Annotated in this window: 28 protein-coding genes; 15 read left to right on the top strand and 13 right to left on the bottom strand. The window is 66.7% G+C overall.

The features are described from left to right. The first annotated feature begins 141 nt into the window (after nucleotides 1–141). Together ACZY08_RS12350 and ACZY08_RS12345 are read left to right on the top strand one after the other, a co-directional pair. Nucleotides 142–915, top strand: coding sequence for an alpha/beta hydrolase (locus tag ACZY08_RS12350; protein WP_463744580.1), 774 nt, complete (start codon nucleotides 142–144; stop codon nucleotides 913–915). A gap of 2 nt (nucleotides 916–917) precedes the next feature. After that, nucleotides 918–1,214, top strand: a complete 297-nt coding sequence (locus tag ACZY08_RS12345) for an MGMT family protein (protein ID WP_463744581.1) — start codon at nucleotides 918–920, stop codon at nucleotides 1,212–1,214. A gap of 17 nt (nucleotides 1,215–1,231) precedes the next feature. Here the strand turns inward: ACZY08_RS12345 and ACZY08_RS12340 are convergent, their stop codons facing one another. The 3 genes from ACZY08_RS12340 to ACZY08_RS12330 form a co-directional block, all read right to left on the bottom strand. Continuing rightward, nucleotides 1,232–2,086, bottom strand: coding sequence for a TIGR02569 family protein (locus ACZY08_RS12340; RefSeq protein WP_463744582.1), 855 nt, complete (start codon nucleotides 2,084–2,086; stop codon nucleotides 1,232–1,234). Nucleotides 2,087–2,122: 36 nt separating this feature from the next. Next, the gene (gene moeZ / locus ACZY08_RS12335) at nucleotides 2,123–3,301 is read right to left on the bottom strand and encodes an adenylyltransferase/sulfurtransferase MoeZ (protein ID WP_088304606.1); all 1,179 of its coding nucleotides are present in this window, start codon (nucleotides 3,299–3,301) and stop codon (nucleotides 2,123–2,125) included. A gap of 183 nt (nucleotides 3,302–3,484) precedes the next feature. Beyond that, a complete protein-coding gene (locus ACZY08_RS12330) occupies nucleotides 3,485–4,522 on the bottom strand; it encodes a DUF3152 domain-containing protein (protein WP_463744583.1) in 1,038 nt (345 codons plus the stop codon). A gap of 199 nt (nucleotides 4,523–4,721) precedes the next feature. On the opposite strand from ACZY08_RS12330, the gene ACZY08_RS12325 reads away from it, so the two are divergent. Continuing rightward, nucleotides 4,722–5,378 (top strand): TetR/AcrR family transcriptional regulator, encoded by a 657-nt coding sequence (locus ACZY08_RS12325; protein WP_463744584.1) that lies wholly within the window; start codon nucleotides 4,722–4,724, stop codon nucleotides 5,376–5,378. On the opposite strand, the gene ACZY08_RS12320 is transcribed toward ACZY08_RS12325, so the two are convergent. Beyond that, on the bottom strand, nucleotides 5,375–5,635 hold the full coding sequence (locus tag ACZY08_RS12320) for a DUF3107 domain-containing protein (protein WP_463744585.1): 261 nt from the start codon (nucleotides 5,633–5,635) through the stop codon (nucleotides 5,375–5,377). The genes ACZY08_RS12325 and ACZY08_RS12320 overlap by 4 nt on opposite strands. 231 nt (nucleotides 5,636–5,866) lie before the next feature. Between ACZY08_RS12320 and ACZY08_RS12315 the strand changes: the two genes are divergently transcribed. Continuing rightward, nucleotides 5,867–6,637, top strand: a complete 771-nt coding sequence (locus ACZY08_RS12315; RefSeq protein WP_463744586.1) for an MmpS family transport accessory protein — start codon at nucleotides 5,867–5,869, stop codon at nucleotides 6,635–6,637. Nucleotides 6,638–6,674: 37 nt separating this feature from the next. On the opposite strand, the gene ACZY08_RS12310 is transcribed toward ACZY08_RS12315, so the two are convergent. Continuing rightward, on the bottom strand, nucleotides 6,675–7,373 hold the full coding sequence (locus ACZY08_RS12310; protein ID WP_463744587.1) for a ferritin-like fold-containing protein: 699 nt from the start codon (nucleotides 7,371–7,373) through the stop codon (nucleotides 6,675–6,677). Between the two features lie 295 nt (nucleotides 7,374–7,668). Here ACZY08_RS12310 and ACZY08_RS12305 point away from each other — a divergent pair, with 295 nt between their 5' ends. Next, a complete protein-coding gene (locus ACZY08_RS12305) occupies nucleotides 7,669–9,186 on the top strand; it encodes a DEAD/DEAH box helicase (RefSeq protein WP_463744588.1) in 1,518 nt (505 codons plus the stop codon). 27 nt (nucleotides 9,187–9,213) lie between these two features. Further along, nucleotides 9,214–10,440, top strand: coding sequence for an Rv3212 family protein (locus ACZY08_RS12300; RefSeq protein ID WP_463744589.1), 1,227 nt, complete (start codon nucleotides 9,214–9,216; stop codon nucleotides 10,438–10,440). Nucleotides 10,441–10,452: 12 nt separating this feature from the next. Here the strand turns inward: ACZY08_RS12300 and ACZY08_RS12295 are convergent, their stop codons facing one another. Both ACZY08_RS12295 and ACZY08_RS12290 read right to left on the bottom strand, forming a co-directional pair. After that, nucleotides 10,453–11,154, bottom strand: a complete 702-nt coding sequence (locus tag ACZY08_RS12295) for a PP2C family protein-serine/threonine phosphatase (protein WP_463744590.1) — start codon at nucleotides 11,152–11,154, stop codon at nucleotides 10,453–10,455. An 8-nt stretch (nucleotides 11,155–11,162) separates the two neighbouring features. Continuing rightward, nucleotides 11,163–11,990 (bottom strand): ParA family protein, encoded by an 828-nt coding sequence (locus ACZY08_RS12290; RefSeq protein WP_463744591.1) that lies wholly within the window; start codon nucleotides 11,988–11,990, stop codon nucleotides 11,163–11,165. Nucleotides 11,991–12,018: 28 nt separating this feature from the next. On the opposite strand from ACZY08_RS12290, the gene ACZY08_RS12285 reads away from it, so the two are divergent. The 3 genes from ACZY08_RS12285 to ACZY08_RS12275 are packed head-to-tail and all read left to right on the top strand — an operon-like array spanning nucleotide 12,019 to nucleotide 14,197. Beyond that, entirely contained in the window at nucleotides 12,019–12,630 is a 612-nt protein-coding gene (locus ACZY08_RS12285; protein WP_463744592.1) for an acid phosphatase, read from the top strand. Then, nucleotides 12,615–13,712 carry an isochorismate synthase gene (locus ACZY08_RS12280; protein ID WP_463744593.1) on the top strand — a complete coding sequence of 366 codons (1,098 nt, stop codon included), beginning with the start codon at nucleotides 12,615–12,617 and terminating at the stop codon, nucleotides 13,710–13,712. Before ACZY08_RS12285 ends, ACZY08_RS12280 begins: the two co-directional genes overlap by 16 nt. Then, nucleotides 13,709–14,197: an N-acetyltransferase family protein gene (locus ACZY08_RS12275; RefSeq protein WP_463744594.1), complete on the top strand. Its 489-nt coding sequence runs from the start codon at nucleotides 13,709–13,711 to the stop codon at nucleotides 14,195–14,197. The genes ACZY08_RS12280 and ACZY08_RS12275 overlap by 4 nt, the downstream gene beginning before the upstream one ends. Here the strand turns inward: ACZY08_RS12275 and ACZY08_RS12270 are convergent. After that, nucleotides 14,194–14,571, bottom strand: coding sequence for a hypothetical protein (locus ACZY08_RS12270; protein ID WP_463744595.1), 378 nt, complete (start codon nucleotides 14,569–14,571; stop codon nucleotides 14,194–14,196). The two genes, ACZY08_RS12275 and ACZY08_RS12270, sit on opposite strands and share 4 nt — an antisense overlap. Continuing rightward, on the bottom strand, nucleotides 14,568–15,008 hold the full coding sequence (gene aroQ / locus ACZY08_RS12265) for a type II 3-dehydroquinate dehydratase (protein ID WP_463744596.1): 441 nt from the start codon (nucleotides 15,006–15,008) through the stop codon (nucleotides 14,568–14,570). Before aroQ ends, ACZY08_RS12270 begins: the two co-directional genes overlap by 4 nt. Before the next feature lie 119 nt (nucleotides 15,009–15,127). On the opposite strand from aroQ, the gene ACZY08_RS12260 reads away from it, so the two are divergent. From ACZY08_RS12260 to whiB1, 3 genes are all read left to right on the top strand, one after another. After that, complete coding sequence (locus ACZY08_RS12260) at nucleotides 15,128–15,517, top strand: YchJ family protein (protein WP_463744597.1); 390 nt, start codon at nucleotides 15,128–15,130, stop codon at nucleotides 15,515–15,517. A gap of 35 nt (nucleotides 15,518–15,552) precedes the next feature. Then, nucleotides 15,553–16,515: a diacylglycerol/lipid kinase family protein gene (locus ACZY08_RS12255; protein ID WP_463744598.1), complete on the top strand. Its 963-nt coding sequence runs from the start codon at nucleotides 15,553–15,555 to the stop codon at nucleotides 16,513–16,515. Between the two features lie 258 nt (nucleotides 16,516–16,773). Beyond that, nucleotides 16,774–17,028: a transcriptional regulator WhiB1 gene (gene whiB1, locus ACZY08_RS12250; RefSeq protein WP_003882795.1), complete on the top strand. Its 255-nt coding sequence runs from the start codon at nucleotides 16,774–16,776 to the stop codon at nucleotides 17,026–17,028. A gap of 180 nt (nucleotides 17,029–17,208) precedes the next feature. Here whiB1 and ACZY08_RS12245 read toward each other — a convergent pair whose 3' ends face one another. Together ACZY08_RS12245 and ACZY08_RS12240 are read right to left on the bottom strand one after the other, a co-directional pair. After that, nucleotides 17,209–18,708, bottom strand: a complete 1,500-nt coding sequence (locus ACZY08_RS12245) for a sensor histidine kinase (protein WP_463744599.1) — start codon at nucleotides 18,706–18,708, stop codon at nucleotides 17,209–17,211. Nucleotides 18,709–18,728: 20 nt separating this feature from the next. Next, complete coding sequence (locus ACZY08_RS12240; RefSeq protein ID WP_029106541.1) at nucleotides 18,729–18,944, bottom strand: biotin/lipoyl-binding carrier protein; 216 nt, start codon at nucleotides 18,942–18,944, stop codon at nucleotides 18,729–18,731. A 135-nt stretch (nucleotides 18,945–19,079) separates the two neighbouring features. Between ACZY08_RS12240 and ACZY08_RS12235 the strand changes: the two genes are divergently transcribed. Beyond that, a complete protein-coding gene (locus ACZY08_RS12235; protein WP_003882799.1) occupies nucleotides 19,080–19,172 on the top strand; it encodes a 50S ribosomal protein bL37 in 93 nt (30 codons plus the stop codon). Nucleotides 19,173–19,254: 82 nt separating this feature from the next. Here the strand turns inward: ACZY08_RS12235 and rsrA are convergent, their stop codons facing one another. Together rsrA and ACZY08_RS12225 are read right to left on the bottom strand one after the other, a co-directional pair. Then, nucleotides 19,255–19,560: a mycothiol system anti-sigma-R factor gene (gene rsrA, locus ACZY08_RS12230; protein ID WP_463744600.1), complete on the bottom strand. Its 306-nt coding sequence runs from the start codon at nucleotides 19,558–19,560 to the stop codon at nucleotides 19,255–19,257. Next, entirely contained in the window at nucleotides 19,557–20,204 is a 648-nt protein-coding gene (locus ACZY08_RS12225; protein WP_029106539.1) for a sigma-70 family RNA polymerase sigma factor, read from the bottom strand. The genes rsrA and ACZY08_RS12225 overlap by 4 nt, the downstream gene beginning before the upstream one ends. 220 nt (nucleotides 20,205–20,424) lie before the next feature. Between ACZY08_RS12225 and ybaK the strand changes: the two genes are divergently transcribed. Together ybaK and ACZY08_RS12215 are read left to right on the top strand one after the other, a co-directional pair. Beyond that, nucleotides 20,425–20,916 (top strand): Cys-tRNA(Pro) deacylase, encoded by a 492-nt coding sequence (gene ybaK / locus ACZY08_RS12220; protein WP_463744601.1) that lies wholly within the window; start codon nucleotides 20,425–20,427, stop codon nucleotides 20,914–20,916. A 115-nt stretch (nucleotides 20,917–21,031) separates the two neighbouring features. Then, nucleotides 21,032–22,147: an acyl-CoA dehydrogenase family protein gene (locus ACZY08_RS12215; protein ID WP_463744602.1), complete on the top strand. Its 1,116-nt coding sequence runs from the start codon at nucleotides 21,032–21,034 to the stop codon at nucleotides 22,145–22,147.

Raw genomic sequence — 22,147 nt, 5'->3', positions numbered from 1 at the left:
ACGACAAGTAGCGGAGCGGATTGGAGCGGCGGGCACGACAAGTAGCGGAGCGGATTGGAGCGGCGGGCACGACAAGTAGCGGAGCGGATTGGAGCGAGGGGCACGACAAGTAGCGGTTGCGGCTCCTGGCAGCATGAACGGATGTCAGCCGCGAAGTTGAACGTCCACCACTACGGTCCCGCGCAGCCGACCCGGCTGTTGCTCATCCACGGCTTGACCGGGCACGGCGAACGCTGGAAGACCTTGGCCGAGCAACACCTGCCCGAGGTGGCGGTACTCGCCCCCGATCTGCTCGGGCACGGCCGCTCATCTTGGGCCGCCCCGTGGACGCTCGATGCCAATGTCGAGGCCCTTGCGTCACTGTTGGACGGTCCGACCCTGGTGGTCGGGCATTCGTTCGGCGGTGCGGTGGCGCTCAATCTGGCTGCCGCACATCCTCATCTGGTGAGCGGGCTCGTGTTGTTGGACCCCGCGGTGGAACTCGACGGCGAATGGATGCGGGAGATCGCCGATGCCATGTTGGCCTCTCCGGACTATCCCGACCGCGCCGAGGCACGCGCCGAGAAGGCGAACGGGTCGTGGGGCGAGGTCGCGCCGGAGGAGTTGGACCGTGACCTCGACGAGCACCTCGTCGAACTACCGGGCGGACGCTACGCGTGGCGGATCAGCATCCCGGCCATGATGTCGTATTGGAGTGAGCTGGCGCGCCCGGTTGCACTGCCGCGCAAGGGCACTCCCACCGTTCTGGTCCGCGCCACCCGTACCAGCCCACCGTATGCGCGGGACGGTCTCATCAGCGCGCTGAGTGGGCAGCTCGGCCCGGATTTCACGCTGCTGGATTGGGACTGCGATCACATGGTGGCCCAGGCCAAGCCGGCGGACACCGCGAAGCTGATCCTCGAACAGCTGGGCTGACGATGCCGGCCGTCACCGAGGAGCAGGTGGAGCTGGTGCGCACCCTGGTCGCCGCGATCCCGTCGGGAAAAGTGTCGACCTATGGCGACATTGCCGATGCCGCCGAGCTTTCCAGTCCACGGATCGTCGGCTGGATCATGCGGACCGATTCCTCGGACCTGCCCTGGCACCGGGTGATTCCGGCGTCGGGGCGCCCGGCGCCGCACCTGGCCACCCGGCAGTTGGAGCGGCTGCGCGCCGAGGGGGTGTTGGCCGTCGACGGGCGCGTCCGCCTGGCCGAGTATCGCCACGCCTTCTAGCGCGAGCGGACGGTGAGCTAAAGGATCAGCCGGATGAGCGCAGCCGTGCGCGCCAGGCCAGGGAAGGCCGCGGCGGTGGATCGCGGGTGCAGCGCGTGTACGGCCAGGCGGAACATCAACGCCCGCAACAACATCTGCGGCCATTCGGGCAGCGACTGCCACCGCTCGACCAATCCGTCATCGGCGTCGCCCCAGGACAGCGCGTCGATCACCACCACGCCTGCGGCCCACGGAGCAGGCCGCCAGTAGGGGGTGATGTCGGTGATTCCCGGCGCGGCCGTTCCGGCGAAAAGCACTGTGCCGTAAAGGTCACCGTGGACCAGTTGACTCGCGCTCTTGGTCGGCCTGCGCAGGCCAGCCAACTGATTGATCAGCTCGACCGAGCGCTGGCCATCCGACGACCCGGGCGAGACCCTGGCGCCGGGCGGCAACGAATGCAGCGGCCGGTCCTCCCAGGCCGCCCGGTCGGCGGCAATGAACACGTCGACGTCGGCCCATGGCGCGACGGGCGGTTGGGTGAGGAAGCGTGGTCGCTCCAATTTCGCGGTGGCCTCATGCAACCGGACCGCGGCCGACACCACCTCGTCGTGACGGGGCTCGGGCGTGCCGGCGACGAAGGTGTCGGCACGCCACCCGGCGACCACGTAGCGTCCGTCCGTCGAGCGGACCGGGCGGGCCAGCCGCACGCCGTCGATGAACAGCGATTCCCGAACCTTGGCCGACCACGCCGCACGGGCGTGCTCGGGCACCATCGACATCACCACTTCGCCGCAGCGCCAGCCACCCTCCCAGCCTGAGCCGAGCGGTACCGGGCGTACCCCGGACAGGCCGAACGCCGCCAGCACATGTTCCGGCGGCCGTTCCACAGTCACAGCCTCAGCCTAAGGTGTTGACCGGCAAACCAGTCGTCAGTACATCACCATGTCGGGCTCGAGTTGCTTGGCCCAGGCCACAATTCCGCCCTGCAGGTGCACCGCGTCGGAAAATCCGGCCTTCTTGACGATGGCGAGCACCTCTGCGGACCGTATTCCGGTTTTGCAGTACAGCACCGGTGTTCGGTCCACCGGGAGCTTGGCCAATGCGTCACCCGATTCGAACGTCGGCTTCGGGATGAGCTCGGCGCCCTCGATGTGATTGATATCCCACTCGACGGGCTCGCGGACATCGATCAGCGCCAACGGTTTCCCGGAGTCGATGAGTTCCTTGAGCTCCAGCGGGGTGACCGTCGATCCGGCAGCGGCCTCGGCAGCAGCGTCCGACACCACGCCGCAGAACGCCTCGTAATCGATCAACTCGGTGATCTTGGGAGTCGCCGGGTCCTTGCGGATTCGGATGGTGCGGTAGGTCATGTCCAGCGCGTCGTACACCATCAGCCGGCCGAGCAGTGGCTCGCCGATTCCGGTGATGAGCTTGATTGCCTCGGTACCCATCACCGACGCGATCGAGGCACACAGGATGCCCAGGACCCCGCCCTCGGCGCACGAGGGCACCATGCCCGGTGGCGGCGGCTCGGGATAGAGGTCGCGGTAGTTCAGGCCCAGCCCGTCGGGGGCGTCCTCCCAGAACACCGACACCTGGCCTTCGAACCGGTAGATCGAACCCCATACGTAGGGCTTGCCGGCCAACACCGCGGCGTCGTTGACCAGATATCGGGTGGCGAAGTTGTCGGTGCCGTCCAGGATCAGGTCGTACTGGCTGAACAGCTCCACCGCATTGTCGGGTTCCAACCGGAACTCATGCAGATTCACCGTCACCAGCGGGTTGATCTCCAAAACCGAATCCCTGGCGCTCTGCGCCTTGGACCGGCCGATGTCGGACTGCCCGTGGATGATCTGGCGCTGCAGGTTGGACTCGTCGACCACGTCGAACTCGACTATGCCGATGGTGCCCACCCCCGCCGCAGCCAGGTAGAGCAAGGTCGGTGAGCCGAGCCCACCGGCCCCGATCACCAGCACCTTGGCGTTCTTCAGCCGCTTCTGCCCGATCACACCGACGTCCGGAATGATCAGGTGCCGGCTGTAGCGCGTCACCTCTTCACGCGTCAGCTCGGCGGCCGGCTCGACCAACGGCGGTAACGACACGTCCAAATTCGCGGACACCGGATGTCTCCTCAGTTTTTCTGGTCAGTTCATCGTCCCAGCTGCTCGTACACACAACGGTAATCCGGTGCCGATGCTTCCCGTGCTCCGGCTACCGCGATCGTGCGCACCAGCTATCCGCTACGGGTCTCGATGCCCACTCGCCCGGAGAATCCACCTCGGCGGCAGCGGTCAGGCGATCGGGTACGGCCAGGGGTTGAATTTGCAGGTCAGGCCGTCGGCCTTGACCGTTCCGGGGTCGAACTTGGCGGCGTCGTCGTTCGAGGTGGAGAACGTCTGCTGCATCATGATCGGCGCCAGCTTTCCGTTGCCTTCACAGGCCTCGTGCCGCTGGTATCCGATGGCGTGACCAACCTCATGGTTGATCAGGTACTGGCGGTAGGACCCGATGTCCCCCTGGAACGGCACCGCGCCGCGTACCCAGCGGGCCTCGTTGACGAAGACCCGGGGCTGATGCCCGTCGAACGACGGGTTGTAGCACGACGATTCCAGCTCGATGTCGTAGCCACAGCCCTCCCGGACTGTCATCGGGGAGGTCAGCGACACCCGGAAATCGGGTTCGACACCGCTGGTCTCGTCCACCCGGGTGAAGGCGAACAGACCGTTGTGCGTCCAGCTCTTCGGATTGGCCAGGGTCTCGCTGACCATCCGGCCGAAACCTTCGTCACCGCCGAACGAGGTGGTGTCCACACCGTCCTCGACCTCGACGGTGTAGGTGAACGACTTCGTGGTGCCCTCACCGATCTTGGGGGCGGCCCCCGGAACGATCCGCCAGGTCCGGGTCCCGGCCTCGGTGAACTGGCCGCCGGCAGGCAGAATCCCGGTCGGCAGGTTCGCGTCGAACTGGGTCAGGCCCTTGGGCGGCGCGCCGATGATCGAGGTGGAGGCCACGTCGATGGTGGGCGGGCCCTGCACCGGGCCCTCTTCTTCCTGGGCGGACTGCGAGACGCTCGTGCCGGTGACGGTCTGGTACATCACCACCACGGTCAGCACGATGAGCACCGGCAACGCATACGCGCGCCAGCCGTACGTGGACACGAAACGGCCGATCCAAGTCTGCTTACGCCACTGCTGGTGGTCGTCCCGATTGGATCTGGCGCGTCCTGAATCAGCGGCAATCGGATCGCGCTGAGCGCGGAGCGGCTCCCGCCACTCATTGCGCAGCGCCGGGACACGGCCACCCCCGCGACGTCCCGGGTCGTAGGTCACGGGACCAGAATGGCACAGACTCCTGTGGATCGGTTCTGAGCGCAGCTATGCCGTGACCTCGCCGGTGTCATTTCGAAATCCATGCCCGTTTCGCATCGACCGCGCGGCAGCAGTGCGCGTCACGGTAGTAGTGTCGGTGCGATCAGCGGCTCGGATGAACATGTCCAAGTGCGCCAGAGGAATACAGATTGAGGACCTGATGAGCGATCTCGCCAACACCGCCGAGAGGAGAGGCGACAAGCCGCCGACCGGTGGTCGACGCGGCAACCGCCTGCCTCGTGATGAACGGCGGGGACAGCTGTTGGCAGCCGCCAGCGAGGTTTTCGTCGAACGTGGGTACCACGCGGCGGGGATGGACGAGATCGCGGACCGCGCAGGTGTGAGCAAACCTGTTCTGTACCAACACTTCTCGTCGAAGCTCGAGTTGTATCTGGCAGTACTGCAACGCCACGTCGACAACCTGGTGTCCGGTGTGCGCCAAGCCCTGCGCACCACCACCGACAACCGGCAGCGGTTGCGCGCCGCGGTCGAGGCGTTCTTCGATTTCATCGAGCATGACAGCCAGGGGTACCGGCTGATCTTCGAGAACGACTACGTCAGCGAGCCGCAGGTGGCGTCTCAGGTGAAGGTGGCGACCGAGGCCTGCACCGACGCGGTGTTCGATCTGATCAGCCGCGATTCCGGCCTCGAGGCGCACCGCGCCAGGATGATCGCAGTCGGATTGGTGGCCATCAGCGTCGACTCGGCGCGGTACTGGCTGACCAATGACCGGCCGATCGACCGGAATACCGCCGTGGATGGCACGGTGCAGTTCGCCTGGGGCGGACTGTCACACGTGCCACTCACCCGGTCCTAGACCGCTGGGGCGGATGCTCCGGCAGATTCCACGCCAATCCCGAAGCCGACCCGGCGCACGTCAGCGGCGCCGATCTCGACATAGGCGATCCGGCTGTTCTGCACCAGAAACCGCCGCCCCTTCTCATCGGTCAACGCCAGCACACCCGACTCCTTGGCGAGTGCGTCGTTGACCTGCTGCTCCACCTCGGTGGGTGTCTGCGCGCTGTTGAAGGTCAGCTCGCGAGGGCTGTCCGTGACACCGATTTTGACCTCCACGCTGGACCCTTCTTTCTTTTTCACAACGTTTGTCGACTTCCCTGAGCAGGCTAGTGGACAGCCGAGCCCGCCCGCCGCGAGCGGGGCTGGACCGGAGGTACGCCGTGCGCGAAACACAGATACCGAACCGAGTCCGGACCGTGACCGACACGAACCGAGCTCGACCTCATCTGTCACTTCCGCCTCGATAGCATCAGTTTCGATATTGGACGAGACGACTGGGACAGCCGCATGACCAGGCATTATTCGCCGTATGACACCACTCCGACCGAGCGCTTCGGGGACCACCCTTATGAGCCGGGCGGGTACTCCGGCCATGCCCCCGAGGGCTACGCCCCCGACCCGGGGACCGACTACTCGGCCGATTACGACAACTACGACGCGGATTACGACGACGAGGTCACGTTCTACGAGGACCCCATCGACCGGCGCTGGATCTGGGTGGCCGGCGTGGCCGGCGCGATCCTGCTGGTCGCGGTGATCTGCACCGTGGTGATCCTCGGCGGCGGGGACAGCGGTTCGGTATCGGCCGGCCTCACCTCCCCATCGGCGACACAGACCACCCAACCTGCCCAGGACGCGACCTCCAAGCCGGTCCCGCCGCGCGCCGCACCGACGGCACCGCTCTCCCCCGAAACCGTGACCACCGTGACTCCGTCGCCCAGTGCCACCGCGGCGCCCGTGCCCGCCGCCCCGCCGGCTGAAGCGGCCCCGCCCGCAGCCACGGTGAGCCCGAACACCATCACGTACCGGGTTACCGGCAACCGGCAGCTCATCGACCTGGTGACGATCGTCTACACCGATGCGCAGGGCGCACTGCAGACCGACATCAATGTTGCACTGCCCTGGGCCAAGACCGTGGTGCTCAATCCCGGTGTCCAGCTCAAGTCGGTGACCGCGACGAGCGTCGCCGGTCAGCTCAACTGCTCGATCACCGACGCATCGGGCGCCGTGATCGTCGCGCAGGCCAACAACACGATGATCACCACCTGCACGCAGTAGCGGAAACCAAGCAGTGACGGACTGGGTCAGGCGGGTACTACGCCAGGCCCAGTTCCTGCATCCGGGACTGGTGGGTGTTCTGCAGCCGGCCGAAGAACTCGGCCAACTGGGTGAGACCCTCACCGCTGGACATGACCAAGTCGACGAGTTCGTCATGATCGGCCAGGACAAACTGCGCCTGGGTGACGGCCTCGCCGAGCAGACGACGCGCCCACAGCGCCAGCCGGTGCCGCTGACGGTCGCTGGCCGTGACGGCCGCGCGCACCTCGGCGACCACGAACTGCGAGTGCCCGGTTTCGGACAGCACCGAGCGCACCACGCCGGCCACGTCCTCCGGCAACGCATCAGCGATCTCCAGGTAGAAGTCCGCGGCCAGCGCATCGCCGATGTAGGTCTTGACCAACGCCTCCAGCCAGGTGCTGGGGGTGGTCATCCGGTGATAGTTCTCCAGCGCCGAGGCGTACTTCGTCATCGCCGGAACGACGTCAACTCCCCTGTGTTCCAACGCATCCCGCAACAACTCATAGTGACCCATCTCAGCCGCGGCCATACTCGCCAAGTTGATCCGGCCACGCAGATTCGGCGCCATGCGTGCCTCGTCGGTAAGCCGGTAGAACGCGGCGACCTCGCCGTAGGCCAGCACCGCGAACAGCTCGTTGACCCCGGGATGGTCCGCAGTCACGCCAGCCTCGACCGGTTCGACGATCCGTTCCGCGGCAGGCTGAGGCGAATTCATGAGGCCAACTCTAGACGCCGCTGGGACACCGTGATCTGCTGGCAAATCGGCCGATATCCCGCGACCAGCTACAATGGCATCTGGTAACCGCTTCGAGCCGACTATTTTCGGCCCCCGAACCGCTACCAGGAAATGTGCGTGCACGCAGTTGGCCCGCCCCTGTGGAGCTGGGCCCAGCGGATCGGCAGCGCCGACGGATACGACCGTATCCGGGCGAACCCGACCGCTTCACCGTCAAACTCGTGTGCGCTGGATGCCCATGAGGTTTGACAGTGAAAGGCCACCTCCACCCACCATGACTCATCTGAATAAAACGTTTGCCGAACTCGGCGTCCGCGACGAAATCGTCCGTGCACTGTCTGAAGAAGGCATCGAACACCCCTTTGCCATCCAAGAACTGACCCTCCCGCTGGCACTGGCCGGCGACGATCTGATCGGTCAGGCCCGCACCGGTATGGGCAAGACCTATGCCTTCGGGATCCCGCTGCTGCATCGCATCTCCACCGATGCGACCCGCCCGCTCAACGGCACCCCCCGGGCCCTGATCGTCGTGCCCACCCGTGAGCTCTGCATCCAGGTCTATGGCGATCTCGCCGGAGCGGCTCGCCATTTGATGGTGGACGCTGACACCGGCGCCAAGCGGAAATTCTCCGTGACGTCGATCTACGGCGGCCGGCCCTACGAGTCCCAGATCGAGGCACTGCGCAAGGGCGTCGACGTCGTCGTCGGCACCCCGGGCCGGCTGCTCGACCTGGCCCAGCAGGGCCACCTGCAGCTGGGCGGACTGTCCGTGCTGGTGCTCGACGAAGCCGACGAGATGCTTGATCTGGGCTTCCTACCCGACATCGAGCGCATTCTGCGGCTGACCCCCGACGACCGGCAGTCAATGCTGTTCTCGGCCACCATGCCGGACCCGATCATCACGCTGGCCCGCACGTTCATGAACCAGCCGACCCACATCCGGGCCGAGGCCCCGCACTCGGCGGCCACCCACGACACCACCGAACAGTTCGCCTACCGGGCCCATGCCCTGGACAAGTCGGAGCTGGTGAGCCGGATCCTGCAGGCCGACGGCCGCGGCGCCACGATGATCTTCACCCGCACCAAGCGCACCGCGCAGAAGGTGTCCGACGAACTCGCCGAGCGCGGATTCAAGGTCGACGCCGTGCACGGCGATCTGGGCCAGGGCGCCCGCGAGAAGGCACTTAAGTCGTTCCGCACGGGAACCGTCGACGTTCTGGTCGCCACCGATGTCGCGGCACGCGGTATCGACATCGACGACGTCACGCACGTCATCAACTACCAGTGCCCCGAGGACGAGCAGGCCTACGTGCACCGCATCGGCCGCACCGGCCGGGCCGGCAAGACCGGTGTCGCCATCACCCTGGTCGACTGGGACGAACTGACCCGCTGGGAGACGATCGACAAGGCGCTCAACCTGGGTTGCCCCGATCCCGCTGAAACCTATTCCAGCTCGCCGCATATCTATGAGGAGCTGGGTATCCCGAGCGACGTGACCGGCCGGATCGGTGAAGCGCGCAAGCCTGTGGCCAAGCGCAGTGCCGACGAGAAGCGCATCTCCTCGGCGGACTCCGAGGGCCGGCCGGCCAAGACCAGGTCCCGCAACCGTCGCCGTACCCGCGGTGGTGAGGCAGGCACCGGGCATCCCGAAGGCGCCGCAGCCGCGGCTCCGGAGGTCACCGATTCCGCACCGGTGACCGAGTCGGCAGACACCGCCGACGACGTGTCGTCCGCCGGACGGCGCCGACGTCGGCGCCGTCCCCGCAAGACCGAGACCGCAACGGCCGGCTGACCGGCTCACGCCAGGCAAGACCGGTCAGTGGTCAAACCCGAACGCCGCACCCGCGGCGACATCGCTGCCGCGGCGGCAATCGTCGCGATCGTCGCACTGGCGGCCGGCCTGATCTGGTGGACCAGTGACGCGCGGGCAACCATCAGCAGACCCGCTGCCGCACCCGTTCCCTACCTGACGCCGGCCCACGAGATTCCGGCCGGTCTGCAGCAGCTGTGGGCGGCCGGCAGCCCGAAGACCACTCAGCCTGTGCTCGCCGGCGGCTCGGTGGTGACCGCCGATGGTTCCACCGTCGAAGGCCGCGATCCCGTCAGCGGCGCAGTTCTGTGGAGCTATGCCCGCGACCTCGAACTGTGCGGCGTGACGTCGGTGTACCAGTACGCGGTCGCGGTGTATCCCGATGTTCGCGGCTGCGGACAGGTCAGCACGGTCGACGGCAAGTCCGGCACGCGTGGACCCGCCCGCACCGCCTACGCCGACCCCGAGGTGCAGCTGTCGTCCGACGGCTCCACGGTGCTCTCCGCCGGGGACAGTCGCCTCGAGCTGTGGCGCTCGGACATGGTCCGGATGCTGTCCTACGGTGCGCTGGACGCCCGCATCAAGCCCGACGTGCCGGCCTCGCCGGTTTGCCGCCAGCTGTCGGCGGCCGCGAGTTCCTCGGCGGTCTCGGTGCTGGAATCGTGCCCGAAGAGCAAGTTCGTCAGGTTGACGCTGCTGCGTCCGGCCGACGAAGAAGACACTCCCGACGTGCGCTACGTCGAACTGCAGGACATCACAGACGAATCCGGGGCCAAGGTGATCGCGGTGTCAGGCACCACCACCGCGGTGTACCTGCCCACGCCGAGGCCGATGGTCAACGTCATCGACGAGACCGGAAAGACGCTCGCCAGCCTGCCGCTGGCCAAGCCGGCGGCGCCGCAGTCGACCACCACCCGCGCCGGAGACCTGATCACCTGGTGGACCGGCGACTCGGTGCTGGTCTTCAGCACCACCGGCGGCTCCGGCCTCCAGTACAAGTTCACCGTCACCCCGTCGGGACCGCACCTTCCGGTCGGACCCGCCACGGTGATGGCCGGCCAGCTGCTGGTTCCGGTCAGCGACGGTTACGACGTCTTCGATCAAGCAACCGGGGCCGGCCGGCGCCACATCGCCCTGCCGCGCACACCGAGCGTGTCACCGGTGGTGCCGGCGGTGGCCGGGGACACCGTGCTCGAACAACGCGGCACGCAACTCGTGGCCCTCGGCGCGACCTGACCCGGGCGGGGCTCAGCCGATATCGATCACGATCACCGTGGTGTTGTCACTGCCGCCTGCGTCGTTGGCGACCTGGACCAGCCGCTGCGCCGCGACCTCAGGCTCGTCGGTTGCGGCCGCGCTCAGAATATCGGCATCCTCGGCTCCGGCGAACAGTCCGTCACTGCTGATCAACAACCGGTCTCCGGGACGGCAGTCCAGATCGAACAGATCGGGCCGGATGACCGGACCGATACCGAGCGCCCGGGTCAGCAGATGGCGGTGCGGGTGGAAGCGGGCCTCCTCGCGGGTGATCTCACCGGCACGCACCAACTCGCCGGAAACACTGTGGTCGTTGGTCAGCTGGCTCATGACGCCATCGCGAATCCGGTTCAGCGGCGAATCCCCGATGTTGACGGCCAGCGGCCCGCCCTGATCTTCGCCGAAGACTGCCACCACGGTCAGCGTTGTGCCCGAACTGGTGCCCGATGCGCTGACATGCGCGAAAACCTGTTCGTTGGCCTGCTGGACCGCGCCGATCAACCCGTCGCGGTCAGGTGCGGCGGCGAAACCGGCGGCCAGCGCCTCCACCGCGATCCGGCTGGCGTGATCACCGTCGGGACCGAAACCGTCGGCCACCGCGTACAGAATGCCGTCGGCGAGCAGAGAATCCTGGTTGCTGGCCCGCACCGGACCCTGGTCGGTGGCCGTCGCGGACCGTAACACCGAAGCCATGGCTGTACCTACACCACCTCAGGTGTGAATGTCGGCAGCTTCTTGCCGGACTTCCAGTGTTTGAGCAGGGCCTGGGCCAGCTCGCGATAGGCCAGCCCACCTTTGCTCTTGCGGCCGGCCAGCACCGAGGATCCCGATGCGCTGGCCTCGGCGAACCGGACCGTACGCGGGATCGGCGGGGCCAGCACCGGCAGCTCGTACCGGTCCGCGACATCGAGCAGTACGTCACGACTGTGGGTGGTGCGCGAATCGTAGAGCGTGGGCAGCGCGCCCAGCAGCGTCAGTTCGGGATTGGTGATCTGCTGCACGTCGGAAATCGTGCGCATGAACTGGCCCACGCCACGGTGCGCCAGGGTTTCACACTGCAGCGGCACGATCACCTCGTTCGCGGCCGTCAGACCGTTGAGCGTCAGCACGCCCAGTGACGGCGGGCAATCGATGATCACGACGTCGAAATCGGATTCGACCTTGGCCAGGGCCCGTTTGAGTGCATACTCCCGCCCGGCCCGCATCAGCAGCATGGCTTCGGATCCGGCCAGATCGATGTTGGCCGGCAGCAGCGTCATCCCCTCGGCCGTCTCGACCAGCGCGGCCCCCGGCTCGACGTCGCCGAGCAGTACCTCGTGTACCGACACCGGTAGTTTGTCCGGGTCGTGGCCCAATGAAAACGTCAGACAGCCTTGCGGATCCAGATCGACGAGTAGAACCCGCCTGCCTTGCTCGGACATCGCCGCACCCAGCGACGCCACCGTCGTCGTCTTGGCTACCCCACCCTTTTGATTGGCGACCGCTAATACTCGAGTCACACCTTCATCCAAGCACGCTCCCGGCGGCATTGCCGGTACGTGCGGCAGAATCGCCGGTGTGAGCGACCGCCTGCACCGCCTGATCCTGCTCCGCCACGGCGAGACCGAGTGGTCGGCCATCGGCAGGCACACCGGCCGCACCGAACAGGACCTGACCGAAACCGGGCGGGAACAGGCCGTCCTGGCCCGCCCGGCACTCGCCGAACTGCAGTTGACCGACCCGCTGGTGATCAGCAGCCCGCGGCGCCGCGCGCTGGACACCGCCGAGCTGGCCGGCCTGCATGTCGACGAGGTCAACCCGATGCTGGCCGAGTGGGATTACGGCGACTACGAGGGACTGACGACTCCGCAGATTCGCGAGAATGTGCCCGACTGGCTGGTGTGGACTCACGGTTGTCCGGGAGGTGAGTCCGTGGCGCAGGTGAGCATCCGTGCGGATCGGGCTGTCGCGTTGGGGCTGGAACATCTGCCCACCCGGGACGTCGTGTTCGTCGGGCACGGGCACTTCTCCCGCGCGATGTTGACCCGGTGGGCGGAACTGCCGGTGTCCGAGGGCATCCGACTCTCGATGGTGCCCGCTTCGCTGGCCGTGTGCGGGTTCGAGCATGGCGTGCGCCAGATCACCGCGCTCGGGCTGACCGGTCACCCCAACCCGTGTCTGTCGCAGTGAACCCGTCGTTCGTGTTGGCCGGGCCGAACGGGGCGGTCCTGGCCGAGGGCGTACGCGCCGGATTCTCCGACCTCACCGACGCACAGGCAGCGCTGCGCTCTGGAACACCAATTGTGCTGGGCGCGTTGCCATTCGATCCGACTGCACCGGCCGCCCTGTATGAACCCGACACGGTCCGGTTCACCGACGCGCTGCCCGAATGGCCCGTGAACCCGCCCCCGACGGTAGTGGAGCGCGAAACTCTGCCACCGGGATCGGTGCACCGCGAGCGGGTGGCCGAGGCGATCCGACGCCTGCGGGATCCACAAATCCCGATCGACAAGGTGGTGCTGGCCCGTGCTCTGCGCCTGACCGCCGATTCACCGTGGGACGCGCGGGCCGTGTTACGCCGACTGGCCGACGCCGATCCGGCCGCCACGGTGTACCTGGCGGATCTGTCCGCGGCGGGCGAAGCCCACGCCGGCACGGTGCTGGTGGGCGCGAGCCCTGAATTGCTGGTGGCGCGCGAGGGCGAGATGGTGATCTGCCAGCCGTTCGCCGGGTCGGCACCACGATCGCCCGATCCGGAGGTCGACGCGGCCAACGCGGCCGCGCTGGCCGCCTCGGCGAAGAACCGGCACGAGCACCAACTGGTGGTCGACATGATGCGTCAGGCGCTGGAGCCACTGTGCGTGGACCTGCAGATCGCCGAGGAGCCCGAGCTGCACGGCACCGACGCACTGTGGCACCTGAGCACCCCGGTGATCGGTCGGCTACGCGAAAAGCGCACCACCGCAATCGATCTCGCGCTGTCTCTGCACCCGACCCCGGCCGTCGGCGGAGTTCCGACCGACCGCGCCGCCACGCTGATCGGCGAACTGGAGGGCGACCGCGGGTTCTACGCGGGCGCCGTTGGCTGGTGCGACAGCAGCGGCGACGGACGCTGGGTGGTGTCGATCCGTTGTGCGGTGTTGTCCGCGGATCGATACACGGCACTGGCCAGCGCCGGCGGCGGTATTGTCGCCGAATCCGATCCCGACGACGAAGTCGACGAGACCACCACGAAATTCAGAACCATCCTGACTGGGCTAGGGGCGACATGAGCGAGTTGATCCGCCGGGCGCGGCCCGGCGACGAAGTCGAGATCACCGCGATGATCCGCGAGTTGGCTGAGTTCGAACGAGCCTCCGACGAGTGCACCGTCACCGAAAAGCAGATGCACACAGCCCTTTTCGGTGAGCGACCGGTGGCCTACGCACACATGCTGGAGGTCGACGGGCAGGTTGCCGCGACCGCGGTGTGGTTCCTGAACTTCTCCACCTGGGACGGCGTCGCCGGGCTCTACCTCGAGGACCTCTACGTGCGTCCGGCCTTCCGGCGCCGCGGTCTGGCCCGAAAGCTGTTGTCCGCCTTGGCTGCCGAATGTGTCGAACACGGCTACACCCGGATGACCTGGGCGGTGCTGAACTGGAACGTCAACGCCATCGCGCTGTACGACGCCGTGGGCGGCAAGCCGCAGACGGAGTGGACCACCTACCGGGTATCGGGCCCCGAGCTCTCGACGCTGGCTGCCGAGCGACTCGGCTAGCTGCGTCCGGTGATCCAGTCCACCGAGGACGGGCTGAACAGCAACCCCAGGGTCACGAGGGCGAGCAGCCCGACGAGCACGCCGTACACCACGTGGTGCGAGGTGATCACGTACCAGGCCACCGGCAGCAACAGCAGGTTGGTGAGCACCGAGATCCCCCGGCCCCAGCGTCGTGCCGTGATCAGCGCCCAGCCGCCGGCGAGCACCCCACCACCGATCAACACGAACCAGATCGCCGTGCCGTAACCGCTGACGATGTGCTGGTCCGCACCGCCCAACGCGCGCACCAGGAGCACGACCGCCATGATCAGCGCGGCGATTCCTTCGGCGGCGGTCAGAAAACCCGCATACCGGATTGAAGGAGGCTGGATCACGAGAGCCGCTCCGCCAGGTAGCGCACCGCGTACTCGTATCCGGCCGGACCGGCGCCGGCGATCACCACCTGGGCGACGGCCGACACGTAGGAGTGATGCCGGAACGACTCCCGGGTGTGGATGTTGCTCAGGTGAATCTCGACCACGGGCAGGTCGGCGGCGCTGAGCGCATCGCGGATCGCCACCGAGGTGTGGCTGTAGGCCGCGGGATTGATGATGATGCCGACGCAGTCCTGTCGGGCCGCCTGGATGGCGTCGACCAGCGCACCCTCGTGATTGCTCTGCACGGCGCGGACCTCGAAGCCCAACCCGGCGGCCAGCTCGGCCACCCGCTGCTCGATCTGAGCCAGCGTGGTGGACCCGTAGATCTCGGGCTGCCGGGTGCCCAGCAGGTTGAGATTCGGTCCGTTGACGAGCAACAATCGGCGTTCGGTCACCTTCAGTACGGTACCGGCCGGTTCACGACGTCGAGATCGACACCAGGGTCGTGGTTGGGCAAAATTCACCGCCCTCACGTCGATTTCGGCGTAAGAGACGCGTAGGGATACTTGACCGCGTGTCGAGCGACAACCCCTGCCCATGCGGCACCGGCCGCACCTACGACGACTGCTGCGGGCCGCTGCACACCGGAACCCGCCACGCCCCCACCGCCGTCGCACTGATGCGGTCGCGGTTCAGCGCGTTCGCCATCGGCGACGCCGGCTATCTACTGACCTCCTGGCATCCCGCCACCCGGCCCGCTGAACTGACCCTCGACGAGACCCTGAGCTGGCGGCGGTTGCAGATCGTCGACACGGAAGCGGGAGGCGAGGATGACGCCGAGGGCGTGGTCGAGTTCCGCGCCCAGTACGTGCATGGCGGCAGCCGCCACATCCTTCACGAACGCAGCCGGTTCGAGCGGGTCGACGGCCAGTGGCGCTACCTGGATGGACAGATTCACGAATAACGGCTGTACACCTTGCGCGGTTAGGCTCATGCCCCGTGCGTGCCGTGCTGATCGTGAACCCGAACGCGACCTCGACCACCCCGGCCGGGCGTGACCTGCTCGCCCACGCGCTGGAAAGCCGGGTGACGCTGACCGTCGAACACACCAATCACCGAGGTCACGCCATCGAGATCGCCCGAGACGCCGCCCGTGACGGTGTGGACGTGCTGATCGTGCACGGCGGCGACGGCACGGTCAACGAAGTCGTCAACGGCGTGCTCGGCGACTGTGGGACCCGTCCCGATGCCGCCCTGGCGCCTGCGGTGGCCGTCGTTCCGGGAGGCTCGGCCAACGTCTTCGCCCGGGCACTGGGCATCAGCCCCGATCCCATCGAAGCCACCAACCAACTCGTCGACCTGCTCGGCGGCTATCGGATGGGACGCCCGTGGCGCCGCATCGGTCTGATGGACTGCGGTGAGCGCTGGGGTGTGTTCACCGCCGGGATGGGCGTGGACGGTGACGTGGTGGCGGCCGTGGAGGCCCAGCGCGCGAAGGGACGCAAGGTCACCGCATCGCGTTATATCCGGGTTGCCGTGCGCGAGTTCCTGACGAGCGTCCGCAGGGAACCGACGCTCACGCTGCATCTGCCGGGCGCCGACCCGGTCGAAGGGGTGCACTTCGCGTTCGTGTCGAACTCCAGTCCCTGGACGTACGCGAACAGCCGCCCGGTGTGGACGAACCCCGAAACCACGTTCGACAAAGGTTTGGGCGTGTTCGCCACGACGAGCATGAACATCTGGTCGAATCTGCGACTGGTCCGCCAGATGGTGGCCCGTAACCCGCGCCTGAAGGCCAAGCATCTGATCCGTGACGACAACGTCTCTTCGGTCACCGTGACGAGCAACACGCCTGCCGCCTGCCAGATTGATGGAGATTACATCGGCACGCGCGAAACCATGACGTTCACGTCGGTCCCCGAGGCGCTGAGCGTCGTCGCCCCGACGAAGAAAATTGATTGACCTGCGCAAACACACCGCTTAAGGTGGAATTAGGGCGCAGCTGAATCCAGAGTGTAGTACACAGGAGTGAGGCGCCCGGTCACCGCCCCACCCAGTGACTTTGCCCACGTGTTAACTCAATGCTATTGACATCTGTTCAGCCTGTGAAAGCATCAATGCAACAGTGCAGAAACATTCGTGTGCACGCGTTAACAGCCGAAGAAAATCTAGTGCGCTTCGCCGCGCACGCATGACATGTCTAACGAGGAGTTTGATCTTATGGATTGGCGCCACAAGGCCGTCTGTCGCGACGAAGATCCGGAGCTGTTCTTCCCCGTGGGAAACAGTGGCCCGGCGCTTGCTCAGATCGCTGACGCGAAGCTGGTGTGCAACCGCTGCCCCGTGACCACCGAGTGCCTCACCTGGGCCTTGGACTCGGGCCAGGACGCCGGCGTGTGGGGCGGGATGAGCGAGGACGAGCGTCGTGCGCTCAAGCGTCGCAACGCCCGCACCAAGGCCCGCACCGGAGTCTGACCCTCGGTCCAGATACCGACGCAAGCTATGGCCCCGACGAATGTCGGGGCCATAGCTTATTTTCGCGACAATTAGCCACAGCAAATTGCGTAATGGTCATCACATCTTCTATTGACGCAACTGCGTAATTACTTCAGTGATACTGGCGTCCCACTGTGAGCGTCCTGTACCGAGCCTGACTCACTGGACGCCGCGACTCCGCCTGCCGATCGGCACCCGCAGCACCACATCGGTTCCCCCGGTCGCGACATCGTGCATGCCCAGGGACCCGTCCAATTCCGCCGTGACCAGCGTTCGCACGATCTGTAGACCCAACCGGTCGGACTTCTCCAGGCTGAACCCATCGGGCAGGCCACGTCCGTCATCGTGCACCACGACATCGAGCCAGCGGGCCGAGCGCTCGGACCTGATCGTCACGCAACCCTGGGGAGTCTTGGTGTCGAAGGCGTGCTCGATGGCGTTCTGCACCAATTCGGTGATCACCATGATCAATGCGGTCGCACGGTCGGCGTCGAGCACGCCGAGCGCTCCGTCGCGGTTGATCCGGATCGGGGTGTCCACCGAGGCGACATCGTTCATGATCGGCAGGATCCGGTCGATCACCTCGTCGAGGTTGACCTCCTCGTCGACCGACATCGACAACGCATCGTGCACCAGCGCGATCGACGACACCCTTCGCACCGATTCGGTCAGCGCCTCGCGGGCCTCCAGGTTGTTGGTACGGCGAGCCTGCAGCCGCAGTAGAGCTGCCACGGTCTGCAGATTGTTCTTCACCCGGTGATGAATCTCGCGGATCGTCGCGTCCTTGCTCAGCAACGCCCGGTCACGCCGCTTGACCTCGGTGACGTCGCGGATCAGCACAGCGGCACCGACCGCGGCGCCATCGACCACCAGCGGCAGCGTCCGTAACAGCACGGCCGCGCCGCCGGCGTCGACCTCCATGCGCATGCTGGAGCCACCGGCCAGCGAGTCGCGAACGTGGTTGGCCAGTTCCTGGGCCTCGAACGGGTCGGAGATCAGCGGCCGGGTGACGGTGACGAGATTGTGGCCGTCGAGCTCGGAAGCCAGGCCCATGCGGTGATAGGCCGAGATGGCATTGGGACTGGCGAACACCACGTCACCGACCCCGTTGAGGCGGATGAACCCGTCGCCCACCCGCGGGCTGGAACGCGACATGGCCAGATCCCCGACGTTCGGGAAGGTGCCTTCGGACAGCATGTGCAGCAGATCGCTCGCACAGTCCAGGTAGGCACCCTCCAGCGGGCTGGCCATCCGACGGGCGGCCAGAGCGGTCTGGTGGGTCAACACCGCAACCACATGATCGCCGTGACGTACCGGGACCGCTTCCACGTTCAGGCCAGGAAGGTCGGGCGAATGTCGTTGCGTACCACCGCTTCCCCGACCGATCGCACCCGACTCGAAGGCCGTGGTGACGATGTGGAGGTCTGCGGCCGCGGCCAGGGTGCCGACCGAGTCGGCCAACAAGACGGTGGGAGCGGTGTTGGGTCTCACCTGCGCGACGCACACCAGCACCCCGTCGTCGCGGCGCACCCACATCAAATAGTCGGCGAACGACAGATCTGCCAACAACTGCCACTCCCCGACCACCGCATGCAGGTGGTCCACCGCGCTGCCGGGCAGCACGGTGTGCTCAGCGAGCAGGTCACCGAGAGTGGACATCAGCCAGCGCGCCGCAAGCGTCAGTCGATTACCGCGATCAGATGGCCTGCCTGGATGACGTCGCCCTCGGCGACATTGACCTTGGTCACAGTGCCCGCAACCTCTGAGAGGACCGGGATCTCCATCTTCATCGACTCGAGCAGCACCAGGGTGTCCCCCGCACCGATCTGATCGCCCTCGTGAACCACGACCTCAAGCACACTGGCCACGATTTCGGCGCGAACGTCCTCGGCCATCTTCACCCCACTTCACTCCGGCGCTAACCCGACTACTTCTGCGGCCTACATCGAACCACAACCCCGGGTGGACAGCGCTGCCCCCGGGGCATGAGACACTAGGGAGCAAGCTCTTACACCATCTGGAGGATCATCATGGCCAAGCGTGGCCGCAAGAAGCGGGACCGCAAGCACTCGAAGGCGAACCACGGCAAGCGCCCCAACGCCGGTTCGAAGTCAGTGCGCTAGCCGCTTCGGCAGACTTTGACCGCCCGACTCCTACGGAGATCGGGCGGTTTGTCGTCTGCCCACCCGGGGCCTGAGTGCCCCGTCAGCCCCGGATGATCGTGGTCCGGCTGATCTGGATCCGCAGCCGTTCCCGCAGCCCGTCGGGAGCCTTTTCACCGCTGCACTTGGCCGCGATCAGCTTCTTCACGCGGTCCTCGACCCCGTAATGACGCAGGCAGGCCGGGCATTCTTCGAGGTGATGCTTGAGCTTGTCACGGCTTTCGGCCGTGCACTCACCGTCGAGCAGCGTCCATACCTCGGCGATCACCGCGGCGCATTCCGGGTGCTCGGGGTCGACCGGGCCGACCGGCGGGTTCCAGCGCTCGTCCTCATCGCGCTTGTCACTCATGACGAGACCTCCTCCGGCTCACCAAGCTGCTGACCTCGGATGAAGCCACGCTCCCTGGCCACATCCGCCAGCAGCTCACGCAGCTGCTTGCGACCGCGGTGCAATCGGGACATCACCGTCCCGATGGGAGTATCCATGATCTCGGCGATCTCCTTGTAGGGAAAACCCTCGACGTCGGCGTAATACACCGCCATCCGGAATTCCTCGGGCAGCGCCTGCAGCGCTGCCTTGATCTCGGTGTCGGGCAACGCCTCCAGCGCCTCTACCTCAGCCGAACGCAGACCGGTCGAAGAATGCTCGGCATTGGCCGCCAGCTGCCAGTCGGTGATCTCGTCGGTGGGATATTCAGCGGGCTGACGCTGCTTCTTGCGGTAGCTGTTGATGTAGGTGTTGGTCAGGATGCGGTACAGCCACGCCTTGAGGTTGGTGCCCTCGCGGAATGACCGGAAGCCGGCATAGGCCTTGACCATGGTTTCCTGCAGCAGGTCCTCGGCATCGGCGGGGTTGCGGGTCATCCGCAATGCGCCGCCGTACAGCTGGTCCAGCAGCGGAATGGCATCACGTTCGAACCGGGCGGTCAGCTCGGCATCAGTTTCGGCAGGAGGCTGCGGCGCGTCAGGCTCGGCCTGCTCGACGTCAGTCATCGTGGGAAACACCTTCCCTTCTGTCGCGGCGCCACCAACAGGCACGGAATACCACTGGGTATCCGCCGGCCGTTCCAGGCATACGGTTGGCACCAGAATCCTCCTTAGATCCTAGAGCGTGCTACCGACAAGTAGCGCTGAGCAGGTGTCGAGAGCAATAACGGCATGTAGGGGCCACTCTGTTCCCGGGCGCCCGGCATGCCGCGGCTACCCTGTGCCGATGGCACGCGCAGCGACCCCGGCCATCGCCGCCCTGGTGGCAGCAGGTATCGACCATCAAGTGGTGCAGTACCGCCACGATCCGCGTAACGAAGCCTTCGGAGCCGAGGCAGTGGCCGAGCTCGCCGCGGACGGCTTCGCCGCCGAGCAGGTGTTCAAGACGCTGGTCATCGCCTTGCCCAAGGGCCTGGCAGTGGCGGTGTTACCGGTGCCGACCAAGCTTTCGCTCAAGGCCGCAGCCTCGGCACTCGGAGTCCCCAAGGCCGAGATGGCCGACCCGGCGGCGGCCCAGCGCTCCAGCGGATACGTGGTGGGCGGCATCTCCCCGCTGGGGCAGCGCAAGCCCCTGCCCACCGTCATCGACGCCTCGGCACTGGCGTTCGACACGGTGCTGTGCAGCGCGGGCAAGCGGGGCTGGGACATCGCGCTCGCCCCGGCCGACCTGATTCGGGCCACCGACGCGGTGACCGCCGAGATCACCGTCGCCTCCTGAGCGGCCGGCGTTCGATATCGGCATGTCGCAATCGGAAACGTGCCGGTGTCCGAATCCATGATTTACATCACGGCCCACGCCGGATTGCATGGACCCGAAGAGGAAGGCGGGTCCCATGACGATCAGCGTGGCCGAGCGAGCGGAACTGGCCGCCGCCGTCTCCGAGTTGCTGCACGACGAGTGCACCGAGCAGGACGTGCGCCGGGCGATGGGCAGCGACGACGGATTCGACCGTGAGCTGTGGCGCAGACTGGCGGCCCAGGGCGTGGCGGGACTGCTGGTCGACAGCGAGTACGGCGGCGTCGGCCTGGGCGCCCTCGAGCTCGAGGCCGTCGCCGAGGCGACCGGGGCCGCGCTCCTCCCGGCACCGTTCCTGTCCAGCGCGGTGCTGACGTCGGCACTGATCGAGGCGGCAGGCACCGGCGCCGACAAGCAACGTCTGCTGCCGGGACTGGTCGCAGGAACCTCGGTGGGGACGGTCGCGGTGACCGGTGCCCGCGGCACCTGGGCCCGCCAGGGCGTCGCGGTGCGTGCGACGGAAGCGGGCGCCACGGAGGGTGCCGACCACACGCTGACCGGCAACGCGCACTACGTCATCCACGGCCAGGTGGCCGACGTGATCCTGGTCGTGGCACGCATCAACGGCGACTTCGGGGTCTTCCAGGTCGCGCCCGGCGCCGAGGGTTTCGAGCGCACGGCCGCAACGGTTTTCGACCCGTCGGTCCCGCTGTCGACGTACACGTTCGACGCCACCCCGGCCCGTCGTCTCGGCACCTCGGGCTGGGACGCGGTGCAACAGGCGCTCGACCTCGCGGTGATCGCGCTGGCCGGTGAACAGGTGGGCGGGGCACGGCGGATCTTCGACATCACCGTGGACTATCTCAAGACCCGGATTCAGTTCGGCCGACCCATCGGCAGCTTTCAGGCCCTCAAACACATGGCCGCCGACCTGCTGGTGCAGGTGGAATCGGCCACCTCGGCCGCCCAGCACGCTGCTGCCGAGTATGACGCAGGTAGCGAAAAGGCCGGTGGGGCAATCGGTCTGGCCGGATTCGCCTGCGCCGAGGCCTACCACGCGACCGCCATGTCGGCGATCCAGATGCACGGCGGCATCGCTTTCACCTGGGAGCACCCGGCCCACCTGTTCCTGCGTCGGGCCCGCACCGGCCTGCAACTGCTCGGCGGCTCGGAGCTGCACCGCGAGCGCTACCTCTCGTCGAAAGGCGCCTGA

The sequence above is a fragment of the Mycobacterium sp. IDUB_9 genome (assembly GCF_055419505.1).
This window is presented reverse-complemented; position numbering and strand designations above follow the sequence as displayed.